Annotated in this window: 11 protein-coding genes and 2 pseudogenes; 9 read left to right on the top strand and 4 right to left on the bottom strand. The window is 59.3% G+C overall.

Annotated elements, in window-relative coordinates:
- Positions 1-179: 179 nt before the first annotated feature.
- Complete coding sequence (locus KR51_RS11530; RefSeq protein ID WP_022607927.1) at positions 180-2,273, top strand: potassium channel family protein; 2,094 nt, start codon at positions 180-182, stop codon at positions 2,271-2,273.
- A gap of 41 nt (positions 2,274-2,314) precedes the next feature.
- On the top strand, positions 2,315-3,358 hold the full coding sequence (locus KR51_RS11525) for a CIA30 family protein (protein WP_022607925.1): 1,044 nt from the start codon (positions 2,315-2,317) through the stop codon (positions 3,356-3,358).
- 445 nt (positions 3,359-3,803) lie between these two features.
- On the opposite strand, the gene KR51_RS11520 is transcribed toward KR51_RS11525, so the two are convergent.
- The 3 genes from KR51_RS11520 to KR51_RS11510 form a co-directional block, all read right to left on the bottom strand.
- Positions 3,804-4,535, bottom strand: coding sequence for an aspartyl/asparaginyl beta-hydroxylase domain-containing protein (locus KR51_RS11520; protein WP_022607923.1), 732 nt, complete (start codon positions 4,533-4,535; stop codon positions 3,804-3,806).
- Positions 4,536-4,603: 68 nt separating this feature from the next.
- On the bottom strand, positions 4,604-6,310 hold the full coding sequence (locus KR51_RS11515) for a GH3 auxin-responsive promoter family protein (protein WP_022607921.1): 1,707 nt from the start codon (positions 6,308-6,310) through the stop codon (positions 4,604-4,606).
- A gap of 576 nt (positions 6,311-6,886) precedes the next feature.
- Positions 6,887-7,852, bottom strand: a complete 966-nt coding sequence (locus KR51_RS11510; RefSeq protein ID WP_022607919.1) for a sulfurtransferase — start codon at positions 7,850-7,852, stop codon at positions 6,887-6,889.
- 81 nt (positions 7,853-7,933) lie between these two features.
- On the opposite strand from KR51_RS11510, the gene KR51_RS20990 reads away from it, so the two are divergent.
- The 3 genes and pseudogenes from KR51_RS20990 (at position 7,934) to KR51_RS11500 (ending at position 11,871) form a co-directional block, all read left to right on the top strand.
- On the top strand, positions 7,934-8,068 hold the full coding sequence (locus tag KR51_RS20990; RefSeq protein WP_022607917.1) for a hypothetical protein: 135 nt from the start codon (positions 7,934-7,936) through the stop codon (positions 8,066-8,068).
- Positions 8,065-9,504, top strand: a pseudogene (locus KR51_RS11505) (protein adenylyltransferase SelO). The gene KR51_RS20990 and the pseudogene KR51_RS11505 overlap by 4 nt, the downstream one beginning before the upstream one ends.
- Positions 9,505-9,627: 123 nt before the next feature.
- A complete protein-coding gene (locus KR51_RS11500) occupies positions 9,628-11,871 on the top strand; it encodes a putative PEP-binding protein (RefSeq protein ID WP_022607912.1) in 2,244 nt (747 codons plus the stop codon).
- A gap of 25 nt (positions 11,872-11,896) precedes the next feature.
- On the opposite strand, the gene KR51_RS11495 is transcribed toward KR51_RS11500, so the two are convergent.
- Complete coding sequence (locus tag KR51_RS11495) at positions 11,897-14,233, bottom strand: ribonuclease R family protein (protein ID WP_022607910.1); 2,337 nt, start codon at positions 14,231-14,233, stop codon at positions 11,897-11,899.
- Positions 14,234-14,862: 629 nt separating this feature from the next.
- Between KR51_RS11495 and KR51_RS11485 the strand changes: the two genes are divergently transcribed.
- The 4 genes and pseudogenes from KR51_RS11485 to KR51_RS11470 all read left to right on the top strand — a co-directional run.
- Positions 14,863-15,855, top strand: a complete 993-nt coding sequence (locus KR51_RS11485) for a hypothetical protein (protein WP_040656048.1) — start codon at positions 14,863-14,865, stop codon at positions 15,853-15,855.
- Positions 15,856-15,938: 83 nt separating this feature from the next.
- A complete protein-coding gene (locus tag KR51_RS11480; RefSeq protein ID WP_022607906.1) occupies positions 15,939-16,949 on the top strand; it encodes a tyrosine-type recombinase/integrase in 1,011 nt (336 codons plus the stop codon).
- Positions 16,950-17,180: 231 nt separating this feature from the next.
- Positions 17,181-18,173: an L-histidine N(alpha)-methyltransferase gene (gene egtD / locus KR51_RS11475; protein WP_022607904.1), complete on the top strand. Its 993-nt coding sequence runs from the start codon at positions 17,181-17,183 to the stop codon at positions 18,171-18,173.
- 699 nt (positions 18,174-18,872) lie between these two features.
- Positions 18,873-19,149 (top strand): annotated as a pseudogene (locus KR51_RS11470) (IS21-like element ISAcma26 family transposase); the annotation flags it as partial.

Here is a 19,149-nt window from a genome sequence, read left to right as displayed (position 1 = left end):
TGAAGCGACCGGGGGGATCCAGGCTCATCTTGCCGCCGCGCGCTGGCGAACGACTGAGCCTGTACTTTGAGGTGCGATCGCTGCATGAGCCGGTTGCTGGGTTAAGAGCGAGCGGAGAATCGAGCGCATCAATGCGACTAAGCTTGTAATTGGGGGACGAGCGAACGTCGAGGTACGCGGTGGTCGAGACAGCAGCCCTCGAGACAGCAGCGAGCAGCAACGCCGCCGGCGTGACGTCGGGGCTGTTTTTGATCTGCGGGCAAGGAGCCCTGGGACAACACTGCGCGGCTGCTCTCTCGCGGTTCGGCGTCGATACGATCGCGATCGATCTTCAACAACCGAGCAATCTGGAAATCGCCAACCTATCCGAACTGCTGGTGGACTTCGTGGTGGGCGACTGCCGGCAGAACAGGGTCTTACAATCAGCGCAGGTGACGCAATGCCGTGCGGCACTCATCGTTACCAGTAACGAACGAGTCAATGCTGAGACCGCTCTGGCGGTCCGCGCGCTCAATCCGACGGCACGCTTGATCGTGCGCTCCTCACAAACGAATCTCAATCGCGTGTTGGGCGATCGCCTGGGAAATTTCGTTGCTTTTGAGCCGACTCGGTTGGCAGCAGACGCGTTCGTGCTGGCGGCGTTGGGTACGGAGACAATCGGCTTACTTCGGCTTGGCAACCAAACCATGCGAGTGGTGAAGCGTCCGATTCCGGCCGGCGATCCCCTGTGCCAGCGGCGAACACTGCTGGAGTTAAATTCCTTGACACGGCGAGTGCTGGCACATATTCGTCAAGGGGATCGCGGCAAACCTGGCGCGTTCTACAGTTGGGAGCCAGATGCTACGCTGAAACCCGGCGACACGCTTGTTTACGTGGAGACCGAGTTGCACTTCGCTGCCGAACACATTGTCCCGACGCCGACACGTAGTTTACCGCACAAACAGAGACAGTTGCGGCAGATGCTGGCGATCGCGCCATGGCTGCAGCGAAGGCGGCAGATGTTGGCGCTCGTCTGGCAATCGCCCGTGCGGCGGCTGGCATTCATTTGCGGAGTAATGGTAGTCGGGTTGCTCGTGTTTGGGACGTCGCTGCTCTTGTATCTTCACCCCGACACGACTCTAAGTTCGGCATTGTTCGCGACGGTCGTGTTGCTGTTGGGCGGCTATGCCGATTTGTTTGGGGACGTGGGCCCGAGCGAGGGTCCTGCGGAGTGGTGGCTGCGATTATTAAGTTTGGGTTTAACCCTAGCGGGAACGGTCTTTGTCGGCGTGCTCTATGCGCTACTAACCGAGACGTTGCTGTCGTCCAAGTTCCAGTTGACGCCCCGCCGCCCGCCGGTTCCCGAACGCGACCACGCGATTATTATCGGCATTCGGCGGGTGGGAAAACGGGTCGTGTCGCTGCTGCTCGACCTCAAGCAGCCGGTCGTCGGGATTCCACTCGATCCGGACTTCGACCCGATGCTGTTGCCGAATATGCCGGCGATCGCCGGTCCGTCGGATGAAGCACTGGCGCGGGCGAATCTCAAGACGGCGAAGAGCGTCATTGTCGGTACGGAGGACGAGTTACTCAATCTTGAGCTGGGTCTGACGATCCAAAAATTGAATCCAGCCTGTCAGCTCGCGATCCGTACCTACGGGCAGCGCTTGAGCGAAAACCTGGCGCGGCTGCTGCCGGAGGCGAGGGTGTTGAACGCTTACGCGATCGTGGCCGAGGCATTTGCCGGTGCAGCCTTCGGCGAGAACATTTTGAGCTTGTTCCAGCTCGACGATCGCACCGTCCTGGTGACAGAATATACCGTCGAGAGCGGCGACACCCTAGAAGGACTGCTGCTCGCGGAGGTGGCATACGGTTATGCGGTCGTACCGCTGTTGCATGCCAGATCCGGGCGGACCGAAAAATTGATGCCGTCGGATGACGCCCTCTTAGCAGTCGGCGATCGCATGGTGGTGCTGGCAACCATCGACGGGCTGCAGCGGATCGAACTCGGACAGCGCAACACGAGCGATCGGTGCTGGCAGGTCCGCATCGAACGCGCGATCGGGCCGGAAGCTGTATTTGAGGGCGGAAATACACTGGTCCGAGTGACTGGGTGTAGCATGGCGCTGGCTCGAGACGTAATGGGAACTCTTCCGCGAACCCTGAACGGCCGGCTGTACAAACATCAAGCAAAGCGACTGATCCGCGAATTGAGCAGAGTTCGCGTGCGCGCAACGGCTGCGTGCGTGCCCAAGCCAGCTAGGTCGCAATCGCAGCCGGAAATGCGAGGATAGGGCTGTTGCGAGGGCGATCGCGCGATACGGAGTCATCCACCATGAGTCAACGCCAAGCTTGGGATCTCGTTCGCTTTGCGCGCACCCTGACTTTTTTTGACACCGTTCCCGTCCTGAAAGACCTCGACTGGCTGAAGCAAATGATTCTCGGCGACGATTCTCCAACCGGCACGGCACCCCGCTCGGGTCTTGGCCGCGTGCTGGTTGTGACCGCTAACGATGCAGAACTGCTGGCAGTGGCCTTGCGCGATCGCGGGTTCGAGCCAGTGGTAACTTCGTCCGCATCGCTGCGAGTAGAGCAGTTTGCCGGCGTGCGGGCGGCGATCCTGGCGGATGCAACGCCCGCAGCGATCGCGCTGGCGGCCAGAGAGCTACCCCCACCAACCTTGTTGCCGGTGTTCGATTTTCGACGGGCGGATGCGAGCGTGCGGGGCTGGTGGGGTGCGGTGGATGACGTTGTGATGGGCGGCGTCAGCCAAAGCGGCTTGCAGATAGCGGGCGATCGCGCGCGGTTTGCGGGTGAGGTCTCGACAGCGAACAACGGTGGGTTTGCGTCGGTGCGGACGCGTAATTTTGAGCCACCGCTAGATTTGAGCGGTTGTGCCGGTCTGGAGTTGGTGGTTAAGGGCGACGGCCAGCGCTATAAGTGCATTTTGCGCGGGGAGAACCGCTGGGACGGCATCGGCTACGCTATGTCGTTCGACACAGTTGCAACCGGAGGTGCTGAGGATTGGCAGACAGTGCGGCTACCGTTTGCCGAGTTCGTGCCAGTATTCCGGGCGAAGGTCGTAGACGCGCCGCCATTTGCGCCCGAACGGACCTGTGCGCTGCAGTTGATGCTTAGTAAGTTCGAGTACGATAAAGCGTTAAATCCAAAGTTTCAGCCCGGCCGTTTTGCCTTGGAGATTGCAGCGATTTCGGCTTACCGCGATTTTCCGGTGCCGCAAGTGGTGGTACTCGAGCCGGGGGCGGATTTACAGGCAGTGTTGGCAGAACAATCGCTGCACTGGGCGGCAGCGGCGGGCGGGACGCCCGAAGCGATCGCGCATCAGTGCGCGCAGTTCTGGCGGGGGCAGATGGCTTAGCCGTGCGAGTTTACTACGCAGCCCTTACCATTGCACAAGAGAGAGGGGCGATCTGACGCACGCTGTTTCCCAGACTTTTGTACATTGACCATCGCCTGCAGGAGATAAGGCACGGGTGTTGGCGGAGTTGCAGCAAGGGTTGAAATCGGACGCCTATCGGCAATTTGTTGCCGAATTGGAGGGGAGGCGATCGCGTTCTTAGCCTCGTTTACGTTCTGGATGCGACATCAGCCGAGCTGGCAACTGAATGAGTTCGTGAAAGCGAATCCGCGAGTTCCGCGTACGGTTTAAATCAAAGGCAGTCAGGCGTTAGAAGAGCTGCAGCGGATTCTCGTCAATTTCATGAGCGGCAGTCCTCTGCAATCTCCAAACTGCAGTTAAGCTACTCCACTGCTAGTAGGTGCCGATCCTTCTGAAGACACAACAGCATAGCCTGCCCTTAGCTCTAGGATGAACTTGAAGTTTCAAACCGTCGTTCCCAGGCGAGGTAATTGTTCTTCGCCTCCCGAGCCAACGGCGAGAACCGCAAAATCTGCGACACAATCCAATTGACCAACGATAGTGGAAACCGGAGCGGACGGGCGATATCTAAAAACAGCACAGCGCGATAGCCATCGGTGTCGTTCCAAACCTCGTGAGGAAACGTATCGTCGAAGATCAAACTTTTACCTTCCTCCCAGGTGGCAATCTCTTCGCCTACGCGAATGCGACACGCCGATCGCGGCTCGGGAACTATCAACCCCAGATGATAGCGAATCAACCCTTTATGCTTTCCGTAGTGCTCGGGAATGTGCTTGCCCGGACTGAGAATCGAGAAAAACGCGACTTTTAACCCCGGAATGTTCTGCAGTAGCTTCCACGTTTGCGGGCAGCGATCGCAGTTCCCTTGCGCGACAAACCCAAACGCATAGAAATAAAAGGTTTTCCAACCATTATCTTGCGTGATGCGCTGCTGTCGGGGCATGATGTCCTGGAAATTCGGCAACTCGCCGACGCGATCGAGCACTCCTTCCAACTCCTGGCGGATCGTCAACCAATTCGCTTCCAAACGCTCCGACCACGGAAATTGATCGGTCGTAAAAAAGGTGCGATCGCCCACTAAGGAGTAGTCCGGAATCGCTTTTTCAAGCGCTCGGACGGCCGGACTGGTCGCGATCGCCTTAACCCAATCTGTCATGTTCGTTCGCTCCTCACCCATTCTCGCGGCTCATTCTAGCGTGCTGCCAGCGGCGTTCCCACCGATCGTCAACTTGTATGCTGACCCGTGACGCGATCGTCTAGCAGGCAAACTTCTAGCTCCACCGGAATATCTTTGAGAAACTGTCGGTCCTCGCTGATGTGGGGAAACTTGAGATGGTGCTCCGGTATGCCATTGGCAAGCAGTCGCTGGCGTACTTTATGGAAACTGCCGCGCGGCAAGACGCGCAGGCACGGCGGCGGTACTTGGCGGCGGCGCTTCACGGCGTAAGACGTATGAACTTCCTTGAGACGCCGATCGAACTGGCGCAGGAACGCGTGGGGATCGGCGATCGCCTCCGGGGCAGCAAGCTCGATGTTGACTAAATAGGGTGGCGGCGTTTCGGCTGCAGCGAGCGTTATGCAAAAATCTTCGAGGGTCAGGTCGAACTCTTGTTGGAGCGCGTTCATAACCTGTGCTGCGTGATATTCGGTGGTCTTCTCCGTGGTTGAAGACAGCAACCCGCCGCGACGATGCCGGAAGACAACGATCGGGTTGCGCGCGTAGAAGCCCAACACCTCAACAACATCCCCGAGGTCATAGCGATAGAAGCCGTTGTAGTTCGTAACGAGAATGCGGTACGTTTGTCCGACTTCGACTTCTTCGGGCAGCAACGTTCGCGGCTGCGAGCTGTCCCATTCTTCAGCCGGTATGAATTCATAAAAACCGCTATCGAGCGCGAGCATTGCTCCGTCCCGATCGATCGCGGGACAAATTCCAAAGACCGTTTCCGCTGTCGAGTAAGTGCCGCCAAAAACTGGTGTATCGCCGAAATAGTCTGGAAAGCGCTGGAAGTAGAAATCGGAGTTGCCTCCGCGTGCCGTGATGATCAAGCTCAAGTCCGGCCATGCCAGTTGCGGGGTCAGCGTTCCTTCTGCTTTCAGTACCGAACGCAACCGTGCGACGCGCTGAGGCATGGGGTGCAATTGTCGCTCCAGACGCGCTCGCAACTCCGGCTCGAGCATGAGTTCGGACGTAATCGTACCGCGTTCCAAATCGTCGAGCAGGCGATCCGCGTAGCGCTCCAAGTACTCGCACAAAATCAGGGCCAAAATTGGGAAATTGGCCGCAACAATCCGCGCGTTCGGGTTATTCAGCGCAAACAGCAACGACACGTAGTGGCGGGCCGCGCTATCCGTTGCTTCGAGCGTTGCAAACGGCTGCGATAACAAAGCATTGCGAACGATCGGGTTTTGCAAGCGCAGGTCGCCAACGCTGACGGGACCGTAGTCGATCCCGCCACTGGTCTTGCCAAGCAACTCAACCGAACTCGTCAGCAAAATTTGCCCGAACGATCGCCGCTGCTGCTGCATGAGGGATAGCAGAAAGGCCAGGCTGACTTGGCTGGCTCGGTGGCGGAAGCGACGCGATCGCCGCGTCACGGGAATAAGCTTTTGCTTGCCGGTCGAACCGCTGGTCATATTCATGTAAATGACCGGGTCGGGCGTCATGACGTTCGCTTCACCACCTGCCACGCGCTCGACATAGGGTGCAAAGCTGCTATAAGGCAGGACCGGAATGCGGTGTCGGAATTCACGGACGGATGCGATCGCCGACAGTTGATAATCCCGACCGAGCTGAGTGTCCTGTTGAACGCGCAGTAACCGCAGAAGGAATTCTTCTTGAGCACTAGCAACGCGGTGAGTCTTAGCGATAAACGAAGCTTTGAGAGGAGCAAATAGGGTTGATAGTCCCGCAGCAACCAGTGTTTGCATGTGCCGTAACAATTTGCGTCAACGAAACGCCTGGAATAATGTTTGCCTACGCAGGCTAGCGTCCCCGTCAGATTAGCGCCTCTACCATGCGATCTGCAACTTGGAGCGCAGGCGATATAAAATCAAAGATTTTCCGCGACAGATAGAGCGTCGAGCAATGAAGTCTTATCTCGCAATCGCATCCAAAACCACTGCATAGAAGTGGTCGATCCAGTCGCATTTGGAAGAATTCTTCAAGGACGAAATCTAGGTGTAAATAGCGCAGTTTATGCTGATGTATGGTTAAGGATGGCTACGCAAAGGTAGTATTTCCCCCTAAGCTGCCTGCCTCCTTTCAGGATTTTTGAGATCCTAAAGGGCACCTCAAAAATTTACCGGTTTGGGGCATACCAGCGACTGAAGTGTCCCCGCTGTCGTGTCGACCTTAGGTCTTGAGCGAATTTATCGAGGTGCCTCCTAGTAATAAGGCTTCCCTATCAGCTATTCTTCGCATCACTTCCTAGAGTTGGCATTAGAAACTGGAATGAAAATGTGCCTGGCGAGATTTTTTGCAAACACCATCCACACATGTTTTCTCTATTCGTCCTTGCCGCGCACGAGGGGATATTCAGCAGCCGGTGCCGCCGACCATTCCCACATCGACCCCGCGTAATTCTGCACGGTGTAGCCAAGGTCGGCCAGCACGACGGTCAGCCACGCCGATCGCACGCCGCCCGTACAATACGTCGCAATGGGCGTCGATGGCACGATCCCCACCTCTTCGAGGCGCTCGCGGATCTCTGCCTCCGGCACAAGCTTACCGGACTCAGTCAAGAACTCCCGGTAGTGTAGCGATCGCGCGCCCGGCACATGGCCGCCGAGGCGTTCGCGGTGCGGTGTGGCCCCAGAATATTCGGCGGAGGTTCGCGCATCCAATACCACGACATCGGCGCTGTCAAAGCGAGCTTGTAATGTATCGCGCTCGATCGTCCATTGCGATCGCCGCTGCACTGTGAAGTTGCCGATTGCCGGCGGCATCGCAGCCGCCGTAACGCCAGCTGCAACCAGAGCGTCATAGCCGCCATCGACCATTACCGCATGCTCGTGGCCCAGCGTTCGCAGCATCCAGACCGCGCGCCCGTCTTGCCCCCAGCCAGCGGTCGCATCGCCGACGACGATCGCCGGTCGGCCGCGATCGATGCCGAGGGCTTGCAGTTTCTGCGCTAGTAGGGTGTCATCCGCTAAGAGCTGCCCTTGATGGGGAAAGTCCGTTCGCGCGAACTCCGTCCAATCGAAGGGAACGGCATTGGCGATCTCGCGTCGTACGAACAACCCCGATGGGCGGGCATCCAGCACGATCGCGCCTTCTGCGACTAGCCGGGCCGCATCAGGGGGCGACACGATCCAGCGATCGCCCTCCATTACTGTTGCGCCGCGCGCCGCGATGGAGAAATTGGCAACCTTGGACCTTGGGGTCACTTGCGGCCACAACGCTGCCCCTGCACCAATGCTGAAAACGGCAGCAAGCGCGAGGAATGTTGCTAGCGGGCGGGGCCTAGACATCGCTTAGAGTTGAGATAGACTGAACGCGCAGGTTGGGTCTGGGGCGAGTAAGGGGATTTCAGACTCAAGGCGCGGGCGGCAATGCTGTTCGACTCCATTCTGGCGCGCGCGATGGTTCGGAGCCATCTGCACCGCAGCGATCGCGAAAAGACTGATACTCAGAATGGAAGCTACCCGGCGGCGATCGCCGAGACCGATCGCGTGCAAGAACGTTGAGTGCAATAAATCCGTTTCTCCAGCTCGAATATGCCCCCGCGCTGCAGAGTGTGGGTGACGACTACTACGACCCGGTATTTGCTGCCGATTTTCCACGCCACCTGCTGCGGTTTCGCAACGACGAGCTGCTGACGCTGTTGGGGATAGACCCAACTGCTGTCGCAGATAACCACTGGATTGAAGCCTTTGGGAAATTTCAGGGGCGCGGGCCGTTCTTAGCACTGCGCTACCACGGCTATTAGTTCGGCGAGTACAACCCGTTTCTCGGGGATGGGCGCGGCTTTCTGTACGGGCAAGTGCGCGGGACGGACGGCTGGCTCTACGACTTGGGAACAAAAGGGTCCGGGCAAACGCCCTACTCCCGCGGTGCGGACGGACGGCTGACGCTCAAGGGCGGCGTCCGCGAAGTCCTCGCTGCAGAAGCGCTGTACCAGTTAGGCGTGCGAACCTCGCGGTGCCTGAGCCTAATTGAGACCGGCGAGTTGCTGTGGCGGACGGACGAGCCGTCGCCAGCCAGGGCGGCCGTGATGGTGCGCTTGAGCCGCACGCATTTGCGCTTTGGGACATTCGAGCGCCTGCACTACCTACAGCGTCCCGATCTCATCCGGAAACTCGTCGACGGCGCGATCGCGTGGTACTACCCACACCTACAGGGCGAGCCCGATTGTGCGGCGCGGTTCTACGCAGAATTAGTCGAGCGAACGGCGGAGTTGGCAGCACAGTGGATGGCGGCAGGATTTTGCCACGGCGTGCTCAACACCGACAATATGTCGGTTGCAGGCGAGAGCTTCGACTACGGTCCCTACGCCTTTATACCGACCTATAACCCGAACTTCACAGCAGCCTATTTCGATCACTTCCGCCGGTACTGCTACGGCGCGCAGCCGGCAATCTGTCGTTTGAACCTAGAGTTACTCCAACAGCCGCTGTCAGCTGCCGCTGCGCTTAGCGATCTCGAAACCGGGCTTGCCCGCTTCGACGACTGTTATGCCCTTAACTATCGCCAACTGATGCTGGCGCGACTCGGGTTCTCTGCCGGTGGATCGCGCGACCTGCCGGGAGGCGATCGCTTGGTGCAGGCAACGGTGCATCTGCTGCAAGATTCTCAGGTGCCTTACCACGGGTTCTTCGCAGCACTCGCGGCTGGGTTTAACGCCAGCTGGCGCGATCGCGCCGACTTGGTACTGGAGAATGCCGACTTGCCGCAATTGCAAACCCGTCTGGGGTTGTGGTCGCAGTGGCAACAGCTTTACCGAGCAGCACTGACTGCCCTCTCTCCTGCGGACCTGGAGACAGTAGCCCAGCAAATACAAGCGCGGAATCCACAAACGGCTCTGCTGCGACCGGCGATCGAGGCAGTATGGGAGCCAATTGCCGAGCGCGACGATTGGGAGCCGTTTTATGCATTGCTGCGGACATTGCGCGTGCATGCCTGACGCGCAAGCCGCGATACGGCGGTCAGTCCTGAGAAGCTTCACGATCCTTTAATATTTGGTTAACAAAAGCCTCAGCCCCCCCAACCTCAACCGGCAGCCCGCGGCTGTCGTGTTTGCGTGAAGATGCTCCACCGGTTGGACTGCCTCGATCCGGGTAATACGGCACTTTTCGGAAGTAAAGCGTCTGCCCTCGCCCAGTTACTGCAACTGGGCTATCCTGTCGTGCCAGGTTACGCCATTGCCGGGTCGGCGCTCCCAGAGGTGCTGGCGCAGCTCGGGCAGACAGACATCCTATTGGCAGATTGGCCCGATGCAGCCTTGCATTTCAACGCCAACGACACGCGGGCCTTACAGCAAATCGCCCAACAGGCCAAGCGCTCGCTATTGGCAGCTGAATTGCCAACAGCCGCAGTCGACGCGATCGCGAGCATCGAGCTGGAGGCACCGGCCGTTATCGTCAGACCTTCGCTCGTCGTGCCGCCGCCGTACCAGCAACAGGTGCCGGGATTGCTGCCCTCGCGCGTTTGCCGCAATCGACCGGAGGCGATCGCGATGGCGTGCAAGCGGGTGTGGGCAGAACTGTTCTCGGCGCGCAGCTTGTTCTACTGGCAGCGTTCGGCGGTGGAGCTAGAGGCACTGAGTCTGGCACTGCTGGTGCAGCCGCTGACTAACGCGATCGCGGCCGGCTCGGTAACCACCGATACTCAGAAGTGGGAGTTGCGGGCGGTGCGGGGTCTCGGTCACGCCCTCGCGCGCGGCGAGGCAGAACCCGACTTTTACCAGATCCGGCCGGACGGCACGATCGTCTCCCGGCACATCGGAACCAAACCCGTAACCTATCATCTCGCGCCGGAAGGCGAGCTGCTGATGCAGTCGCGCCAACAGTCCGCAACCCGGCGAGCATGCGCGCTGAGCGCCGCTTGCTTGGAACAGTTATTGACCACGATCGCGCAGCTGGCGGACGAAGTTGCAGCTGAGTTTCATTTGGAATGGGCGCTTGCAGCCGGGTCAGCAACCGACGCGTCAGCAACCGAGCAGATTTGGCTGGTGCAGTTCGACCGCTATCAGCCGGCTGCCACGCTGCTTCAGCCGTGCAGGGAACTAGCGAAAATGGCTTCAGACGCGAGAGCGCCCATGATGCGCGGGATCGCGGCGGCACCAGGGACAGCCACAGCCAAGATCTGGGTCATGCCCGAGATAACTCCCGCACCGCTGCATGCTTTCCCCGAGGGGGCGATCTTAGTAGCGCGAGCCGTGGAACCGGACTGGCTGCCACTGCTCAAGCGAGCAGCAGGGGCGATCGCCGAGCAGGGCGGAATTACCAGCCACGCAGCCATTTTGGCGAGAGAATTGGGGATTCCGGCTGTAGTCAGCGCGCGCGACGCGACGCGACGCCTGCGCGATGGCGACGTGGTCGAACTCGATGGCACGCGCGGTGAGGTGCGCTTGCCGGGCAAGCAGTCAGCCCCGAAACCAACGGTTCCCCAGTTGCTGGCAGCTGCCGAACAAAACCTTCCTGCAACGCATTTGTGGGTCAGCTGCAGCCAAATTGACTTGCTGGCAAAAGTGGCAGCGATGCCGGTAACGGGTGTAGGGTTGCTGCGAGCGGAGATGATATTGCTCGATCTGACCGGGGAGCGCCCGCTGGAGGCGTGGCTGCGCGATCGTCCGGAAGAGCTGCGCGATCGCCTCGGCAAGTTAGTGTTGGCGTTTGCCCGGGCGTTTGCACCGCGACCCGTCCACTATCGCTCGCTGGATTGGCCGCCCGGGGTGCCTGGGTTCCGCGCGCTGTCCCCGCAACGGGGTACTGCGGGCTATCGACTGGACGCGCGAGCGTTTGAGGTCGAGTTAGCAGCGCTGGCAGTGGCGCGCGCGCGCGGTGCGAAGAACGTGCGGTTGATCTTGCCGTACGTGCGCAGCGTTGCGGAATTCGAGTTTTGCCGGCAGCAGACGATCGCGGCGGGCTTAGGCGGGATGCCGCTGTGGATCATGGCCGAGGTGCCGTCGGTGGGGGTGCTATTGCCGGAGTATGCCCGCGTTGGTGCAAGCGGCATCGCGATCGGTACGAGCGACCTAGCGCAGCTTGCACTGGGCATCGATCGCGACGACCCGGAGGCCCGCTGGGCGGAGTATCGTCCGACGTTGCTAGCAGTGCTGCAGCAGCTCGTGGGGCAAGCGCGGGCGGCAAACCTGCCCTGTGCGGTCTGCGGTCCGCTAGCGGCAGAACCAGAGACCGTCGAACAGCTCGTGCATTGGGGCGTTACGGCAATTTCTGTAGAACCGGACGCGATCGCTCTCAGCCACAAGGTCATTCTGCGTGCCGAGCGGCACCTGCTCCTGGAGGCAGCGCGACGCCACGCCACCTAGCAGGATAGAGACCGCCTGCACCGACCTATTCTTCCTCGCCCGTTCCGCCACTAGGTGCATCGCGGTTGGGATCGAAGTCGCGACCGTTGCCGTCGTCGTCGAGCAAGTCGGTCATGGTTTCTTGGCTGCCGTCGTTCACCGTCACCAAATCGATCTGCTGGCGGTAATAGTCTACGCTCTTGACGCGGACCTTAACCCGAGAACCGAGGCGGTACGCAATGCGATTCTTGCGACCGACCAGACACGTATGCCGCGCGCGGTATTCATACCAATCGTCTTTCAGCGAGCTGACGTGAACGAGCCCCTCCACCAAAAGTTCCTCGATCTCGACGAAGAAGCCATAAGTTTGCACGCCTACGATCCAACCGTCGAAGACCTGGCCCGTCCGCTCCTTCATCTGCTCGGCTTTCTTGAGCCCGATCAAATCGGTCTCGGCGTCCTCGGCAATCTTCTCACTGTTGTTGAGATCCGAAACCAAACCCGACAAACCGACTTCAAGGTCGGCACCGAGTTGGGTCGGTAAAACATTCCAGTTGATTTTGCCGTGGCTGTCGCTGCTGCCCAAATCCACACCTTCCTTAGCGCGGCTGTGGCGGCGATCGCGACCCTGCTCGAGCAAGGCTTTGAGGACGTGCTGTACGTAAAAGTCGGCGTAGCGCTGTCCGGGCGCGAGACAGGACATGTACCCGTCCGAGCAGGCCAGCCCGAAGTGCGAGCCGGGTTTATAGCTGTACTTGGGTAGCGGCAAGGTTTTCTCAAGCAGAAATGCCAGGACCTGAGGTGCGGAGGACTTGGAGAGTTGTTGGGAAAAGTTTTGGTAGTCTTGCGGTTTAACTTCTGTTTCCGACTCCAGAGCCAATGTCAAGCCCGAATTGTTGCCGAACGCGATCGCATCTTCGAGGTCGCTACTGTCTGGTGCAACTTGGGTGCGGTAAATGCCCGGCAATTCCAACGCCTGAAAATGTCGGGAGAGCGCGCGGCCAGCCGGTAGCGCCAGCTCGCCCAACAACGCTCGCACGGGCAGGGCCGGCGAGGTCACCAAAGCACCAGTGCGTCCTTCGTCGGGGAACAGCGACAGCCGCTCCGGTAGTTCTAGCTCGAATGCCCCGTCTTGCTGGCGCTGTGCTTTCACCAGTGGGCTGAGTTTGAAAAACAAATCGTCCAGCACGGCCACAACCGGGGCGAGGTCGGCAGCAACTGCGTCCTGGCGGCCGAGCAGCGACTGTGCTTCGCGATAGTCGAGCAACCGATCGACGCACACGACGCTTTGGACCAACTCGAACGATACGACCGCACCCATAGCATCGAGGGTCAAAAATAGGCTCGTTGCCAGGCGATCGCTTTCCGGCTCCAAAGAGTAGCGCTCGGCAACTGCTTCGGGGAACAGCGGCAAGACCAAGTCGCCGAGGAAAGTCGCCGTACCGCGCAAGCGAGCTTCGGCAGCAATCGCTCCGTCCAGCGGCACCCACGAAGCCACATCGGCCATGTGAATGCCTAACCGCCACAGCTCGTTATCGACTGGCTCCAAGGAATAAGCAGTTTCGATGGCCGCTGGGACGCGTTCGGTCTCGGAGAGATCGGCGAATGCCAGGGTTAGCAACTCGCGCAAATCTCGACGCCCCCCGAGTTCCGCAGGATCGAAGCCGTCGGGCATGTCATCGAGTGCCTGTTCGACAGCGGCAGGGAACTGGCGACGGAGGTAGTGCTTGCAGCAGACAATATCGGTATCGGCTGCTTCTTCGGCATCGCTGCCGAGAATGCGGAGAATGCGTCCCTTCGGCGGGGCATCGCCGAGCGGATAGCGCATCACCTCGACGTGAACGAGCTTGCCGACTGCTGTGGCAGGATCGATATCATCCTCATCCTCGCCGCACACCAATCCCAACTCGAATAACAGGCGATCGTCGAGGGGCACAGCACGGAAACCGGTATCGGTTTGCTTGACCTGCGCCAAAACTGCCGGATTGGCTCGCTCGAGAATCACTTGCACTTCGCCCTCGGGCGAACGGCGGCGGCTGCCTTCCTTGGTTACGCGGACTAAGACGCGATCGCCATTCCACGCGCTGCCGAGATAGCTTTCGCGCACGTAAATATCTTCGGCACTTTCTGCGTCTTGGATGGCGAAACAAAAGCCTTTGCTCGAACAGCGCAAGCGGGCTTCTACGGTGTCTTCATGAGGCAAGCGTCGGTACTTCCCGCGCTCCTTATCTACGATGCCGATACGTTCGAGCGCGTCGAGAGCAATTTGCAGTCGTTCCAGCGTGGTGAAGTCCTGGCAGTCGAGCTTCTTTTCTAGAACCTTGGGAGCAATGAGCTTGTCTTCGCTGAGATGCGACAGCAGCGTCGCGATCGAAAATTCCATGCGCGCGTGTCCTCGAAATTCCTCGAATGGCTGGAGAGTGATGATTGAGTGCGTGCAGGGGTCTATGAAAGCTTTGCCACTGCCCGCACGGAGTCGGCGAGCGAACTCGGAGAGCGTTCAACACCTGCTCCAGTTGCCGCGCCAATTTTAAGCCAGTGCTGAATTTGGATCGAAGAGCAAACGCCTGCAAATGCCTTGGCGTCCGCGCCGCGATTGCCTTTTCCGCAACCAACCTCGATCCGTGCTGATGACGCCGTCGGGTAAAACTCCCCTCCTAGGACGAATACCTCGGAGGCAAGCACTACGAATCCGCGACCGCAGCGTGCAGTATAGACTGCTAAACGCGACGTAACTGCTGAAGCGCGCCGACGGTTGCCCTCGTATCCGCGTTCCGCTGCAGCAGTGCAAATCGCAGTGCAATTCTCTTAGCGAGAGCGCATCTCCAGCACCTGGCACAAACGAGCGGTGGGGAGAACCCGGCATATCGGGCACAAGGTGAGCCGCGTCAAACGATCGGAGTCTAGTTTATCTTAGTTTGACTGCTCGCCGCCTCCGGACGCGATTGAGCATTGCTACCAGAACAAACGTGCTACATTTGTAGGCGACTTTATCAACGCGATCGTTCACCGTTGGGGATCTCCTTTACGCACGGGAAGGCAGATGGGTCGCCCGGGGGGACGGACTTCGACAGCGGTCGGGAGGCAGCGGTCGTTGGAACTGGGGTTGCAGGCAACGGGAGAATAGGCGAAGAGACAATGGCAACGCTTCGAGAGTTTCGAGCGCGCTTTCCTGGTGGCGGAATCGCCGGTGATTTGATTCAGCTCGACCGCGGACAGTACATCGTACGCGTGTCAGTTCGAGACGGCAACACGATCTTGGCAACGGCTCTGGCCGCTGGCGATACAGTTGAGGAGGCAGAAAATGCCGCTCGCCAGCGCGCTCTCGACGCGATCGCATTGGATGTTCTGCCCGTCGCTACCCCACTAACGCCGCCAGTAGCGTCATCGACCCCAGCGGATTTGGCGGACTCGCCGACTGGGTTGTTCCTGCCCGAGCCCGAACCACCGTATGCTGCCGCACCATCAGAGGTCGTATCCGAGCCCGAGCCCAATGTCCGCTCTGAGGTTGGGGAGGCATTGAGTCCCGAGTCGAGTCCCGGCTCGACCGACTGGTCGAGTTTTGCGCCATCCCCTACAGGGTCGATGCCCGTATCGACGCCGGCTGCTGCCGGTACGCAGCCAAACTGGTGGGACGACAAAACAGCCCCGCACCCGCTGACGCCAGAGCCCTACTCAACCGAACCCCCTCCTTCTGCGGCGATCTCGCCCGAACCGCAGAGAGAGCCGCTGCCCGCTCCTAAGAAGAAATCGACTAGATCTAAGAGCGCGACATCTAAGGGGACGGCGAAGGCAGCAGCCAAGGGCGAACCTGAAAACTCGCCCATTGACTATTCCGACATCATCGCGCGCACCAATGTCGAGCTGAAGCGCTTGCGCTGGAACAGCGAACAAGGACGCCAGTTCCTTGAGGAAACTTACGGCAAGCGATCGCGTCAGCTCCTAGACGAAACCGAGCTGCTGGAATTCTTAACTTACCTGGAAGCCCAGCCGACGCCGCGCTAGCCCGAGCCGCATGCCGACCAGTCGGACGCTCGTTGACCGTGGCGTATGCTTGAAGGTGCCTACTGTTGCTCCGCGAGGTGTCCGTGTCTGAGTGCCCTCCGTCCGCGATCGTGCCCGCCGATTTCGAGGCAATCGCGCAGCAACCGTTACGCGACCGAGCGGAGTTGCTGACCGCTTTTGCTGACTTCCTGCACGTCGACGTCGGGGCAGGTGATGCTGCCGCAGACACGATTCGCACCTATAGCGCCCAGCTCCAACAGTTTTTGCAGTGGTGCGATCGATCCGACCGGCATCCGCTGGACGTGACGCAGCGGGAAATCAAGCGCTATCGTCGCTGGTTGGTGGAGTCCCGCAGCTACAAACCCGCAACCGTCGCGCTGAAGCTGTCGGTGTTGCGGCGCTTTTACGATGCCTTGATCGAGCGCGAGCTACTGTCGGTAAATCCCGCCCTGGGCATCCGTGCCCCGCGCGAAAAGCGCGACCCTGCCGAGCGCATCACTTATCTCGAACGCGACGAACTGGTTGAATTGTTGGCCGCAATCCCCGACGACAACTCGTTGAAGGCCCTGCGCGATCGCGCCCTGATCGCGATCATGGCGTTGGAAGGACCGCGCACGGTGGAGATGCACCGCGCCAACCTCGCCGATTGGCAGCGACAAGGCCGTCGCTGTGGCATTCGCGTTGAAGGGAAGCGCAGCATACGCATCGTGCCGCTCACCGATGACATCGCAGCCCTGCTCCAGCACTATCTAACTAGTCGCGAAGCGCAAGGCGATCGCCTTGTTGCCAGCAGTCCGCTCTTTGCAGCAGTCGGCAATCGCGCCGGAGGGAAGCGCCTGACGCGGCGGGGCATTCGTCAAGTCGTCGACGGCTATTTGCAGCAAGCGGGGCTCAAGCACCGCGATGGGCGCACGCTCTCCACGCACAGCCTGCGCCACACGGCCGGCACCTTGTCCTTGCAAGCCGGAGCTGATTTGCGTCAGGTGCAGGATTTGCTCGGTCACGCCGACCCGCGCACAACAGCAACTTACGCCCACGTTGCCGATCGCTGGCAGAACAATCCGGCCAGGCACGTAGACGTCCCGCTGCGGTGAGGCGATTGCCGCTCGGGCAGAATGGATTTTGTTCGGAACCACTCCCTCTGCAATCTTCCTCTGGCACGTCCAGCCGAGCCCCCAATTGACCTGCCGCAAGTCTGTAGCAATGACTACTCTTTTGGGCTAGGGTGAGTCAGGAACGGCTGCGGCTGCGGCTTGCCATCAAGCGCGATCGCCAGCCGTCGGACCTCGACTGTAAACGGGCACGAGCAGGCAAGAGGAAGAGTGATGACGAGCTTTTTGCAATCCCAGCGTCCGACCGTGACGGTGCTGGCAGGAGACACAGCCCTCAAAGATGACGGCAGCGACGCGATCGCGGGACTGACGCAAGCGCAAAAGGCATTGCCCGCGCGTTTTTTTTATGACGATCGCGGCTCGCAACTGTTCGAGCAGATTTGTGACTTACCGGAGTACTACCTCACGCGCGCGGAAACAGCAATCTTCCGCCAATATGCCGATGACATTGCTGCTGCAACTGGTGCGTGCGACTTAGTCGAACTCGGCAGCGGCAGCTCGACGAAAACGCGTCTGTTGTTGGATGCTTACGCGCGCGCGGACTTACCGCTGCACTACATCCCCATTGATATCAGTGCGGGCATCCTGGTCGAAAGCGCCGAGCAGCTCGCTAAAGACTATCCCGGCATCGAAATTCATTCCTTGGTCGGTACTTACGAGCAAGGCTTGCAGCAACTGCCGCCGGCATCGTTGCCGACGCGGATGGTGACGTTCATCGGTAGCTCGCTCGGCAATTTCTCGGAAGCAGAAAGCGATACCTTTTTTTCACTCGTTGCCGAAACTCTGACGACAGGTGAATACTTCTTGGTCGGCATCGATTTGCAAAAAGTCGTTGCCGTTATGGAAGCCGCCTACAACGACAGCCAAGGCGTGACGGCCGAGTTCAACTTCAACATGCTCGACCACCTCAATCGCCGCTTCGATGGGGACTTCCAACGCGATCGCTTCGAACATTGGACGTTCTATAACGCTGATGCCTGTCAGATCGAAACCTATTTGCGCGCCAAAGTTGCCCATCAGGTGCGTCTGGCTACCCTTGACCTGACAGTCGATTTTGCTGTTGGCGAAACAATGCTCACCGAGATCGCGCGTAAGTTCGACCTCCAGCAGATGCAGTCCTGTCTTGATGAGCACTCATTGCCGGTTATCCGGACGTTCGCTGACTCGCGTGGGTGGTTTGCGCTGCTGTTGTGCCAAAAGCACTAGCGCCAGACATAGAAGCTGATGACCTGGTTCGGACACTTCTAGGCTGAAACAACTGTGTATCAGGACTTCCACTCTGAGAATTATCCGAATAGTCCCTTCCGTTGCTATTGACGCAGTCCGCATCGCGCGATCTTGCAGCCTCCTGGGGCGATTTCGAATGTACCAGCTAGCTCGACAGCGAAGGGAAGTTGACCTGTGAAAACAGCACGGCATTGACTGATACCAATCCCCGAAAGTTCTGATACGGATAACTGGTCTATTGTCCACCTCCACCCCGTCAGCGAAGTGATGAGGTCCCGCCCCGCTTGCTGCAGCCGCTTTTTGACCTGCTCTCGGAGTTCCTCCAGTCAACATAGGTCAGCCACTTCAGTCCGCTATTTAAACATTCCCAGCACCGCTCGATTGGATTCACCTGGGGACTGTAAGCCGGCTGAAACAGCAATATTACGTTCTCTGGCACTAGCAGTGCTCCCGCTCCATCGACCTGCATCACGTGTTAGACGACAATTAGCTTGTCCGGTGGACGACTATCAAACGCCAATGACATTGGCGGGTCAAAGGACAGACCTGTCGTCCGGGGAGGCACTGGCTCGGTAAGCGGAAACGAAGCCCGGACAACTCCAGACACTAGAGCATCCCTTCATCCGAGGCGGCCTAGTGTCAGGAAGAGCCATCCATTCTTACCAGAAGCGAGCTTATATGAATGCCAGGACACTAGGTCTCGGGCAGGCAGATGCTGCTTTCATCGCTGACATCTCGGAACGCACCGGGCAGCGCATTGAAGCCGGCACCCATCAGCCCAATCGAGGCGCACCGCCCCAGCAGGTCAATCCCAGAGACCCACTTAATGGGCTGTGGGAAGACGAGCTCGAACCGATGCTGCGTCGGGAACCGCGGCTCAAAGCCACGACCCTTTACGAGTACCTGCAGGACAAATATCCCGGTCGATACGGTCAGGTGTTGCGAACCCTGCAAA

The sequence above is a fragment of the Rubidibacter lacunae KORDI 51-2 genome, from assembly GCF_000473895.1.
Taxonomy (GTDB): Bacteria; Cyanobacteriota; Cyanobacteriia; order Cyanobacteriales; family Rubidibacteraceae; genus Rubidibacter; species Rubidibacter lacunae.
Note: the sequence above shows the minus strand (reverse complement) of the source record. Positions and strands in the feature narration are given on the sequence as shown.

Excerpts from the sequence above, each read along its gene's own strand:
- KR51_RS11525 (WP_022607925.1), top strand. The coding sequence starts at position 2,315 with ATGAGTCAACGCCAAGCTTGGGATCTCGTTCGCTTTGCGCGCACCCTG.
- KR51_RS11520 (WP_022607923.1), bottom strand. The coding sequence starts at position 4,535 with ATGACAGATTGGGTTAAGGCGATCGCGACCAGTCCGGCCGTCCGAGCG.
- KR51_RS11515 (WP_022607921.1), bottom strand. The coding sequence starts at position 6,310 with ATGCAAACACTGGTTGCTGCGGGACTATCAACCCTATTTGCTCCTCTC.
- KR51_RS11510 (WP_022607919.1), bottom strand. The coding sequence starts at position 7,852 with ATGTCTAGGCCCCGCCCGCTAGCAACATTCCTCGCGCTTGCTGCCGTT.
- KR51_RS20990 (WP_022607917.1), top strand. The coding sequence starts at position 7,934 with ATGCTGTTCGACTCCATTCTGGCGCGCGCGATGGTTCGGAGCCATCTG.
- KR51_RS11500 (WP_022607912.1), top strand. The coding sequence starts at position 9,628 with ATGCTCCACCGGTTGGACTGCCTCGATCCGGGTAATACGGCACTTTTC.
- KR51_RS11495 (WP_022607910.1), bottom strand. The coding sequence starts at position 14,233 with ATGGAATTTTCGATCGCGACGCTGCTGTCGCATCTCAGCGAAGACAAG.
- egtD (WP_022607904.1), top strand. The coding sequence starts at position 17,181 with ATGACGAGCTTTTTGCAATCCCAGCGTCCGACCGTGACGGTGCTGGCA.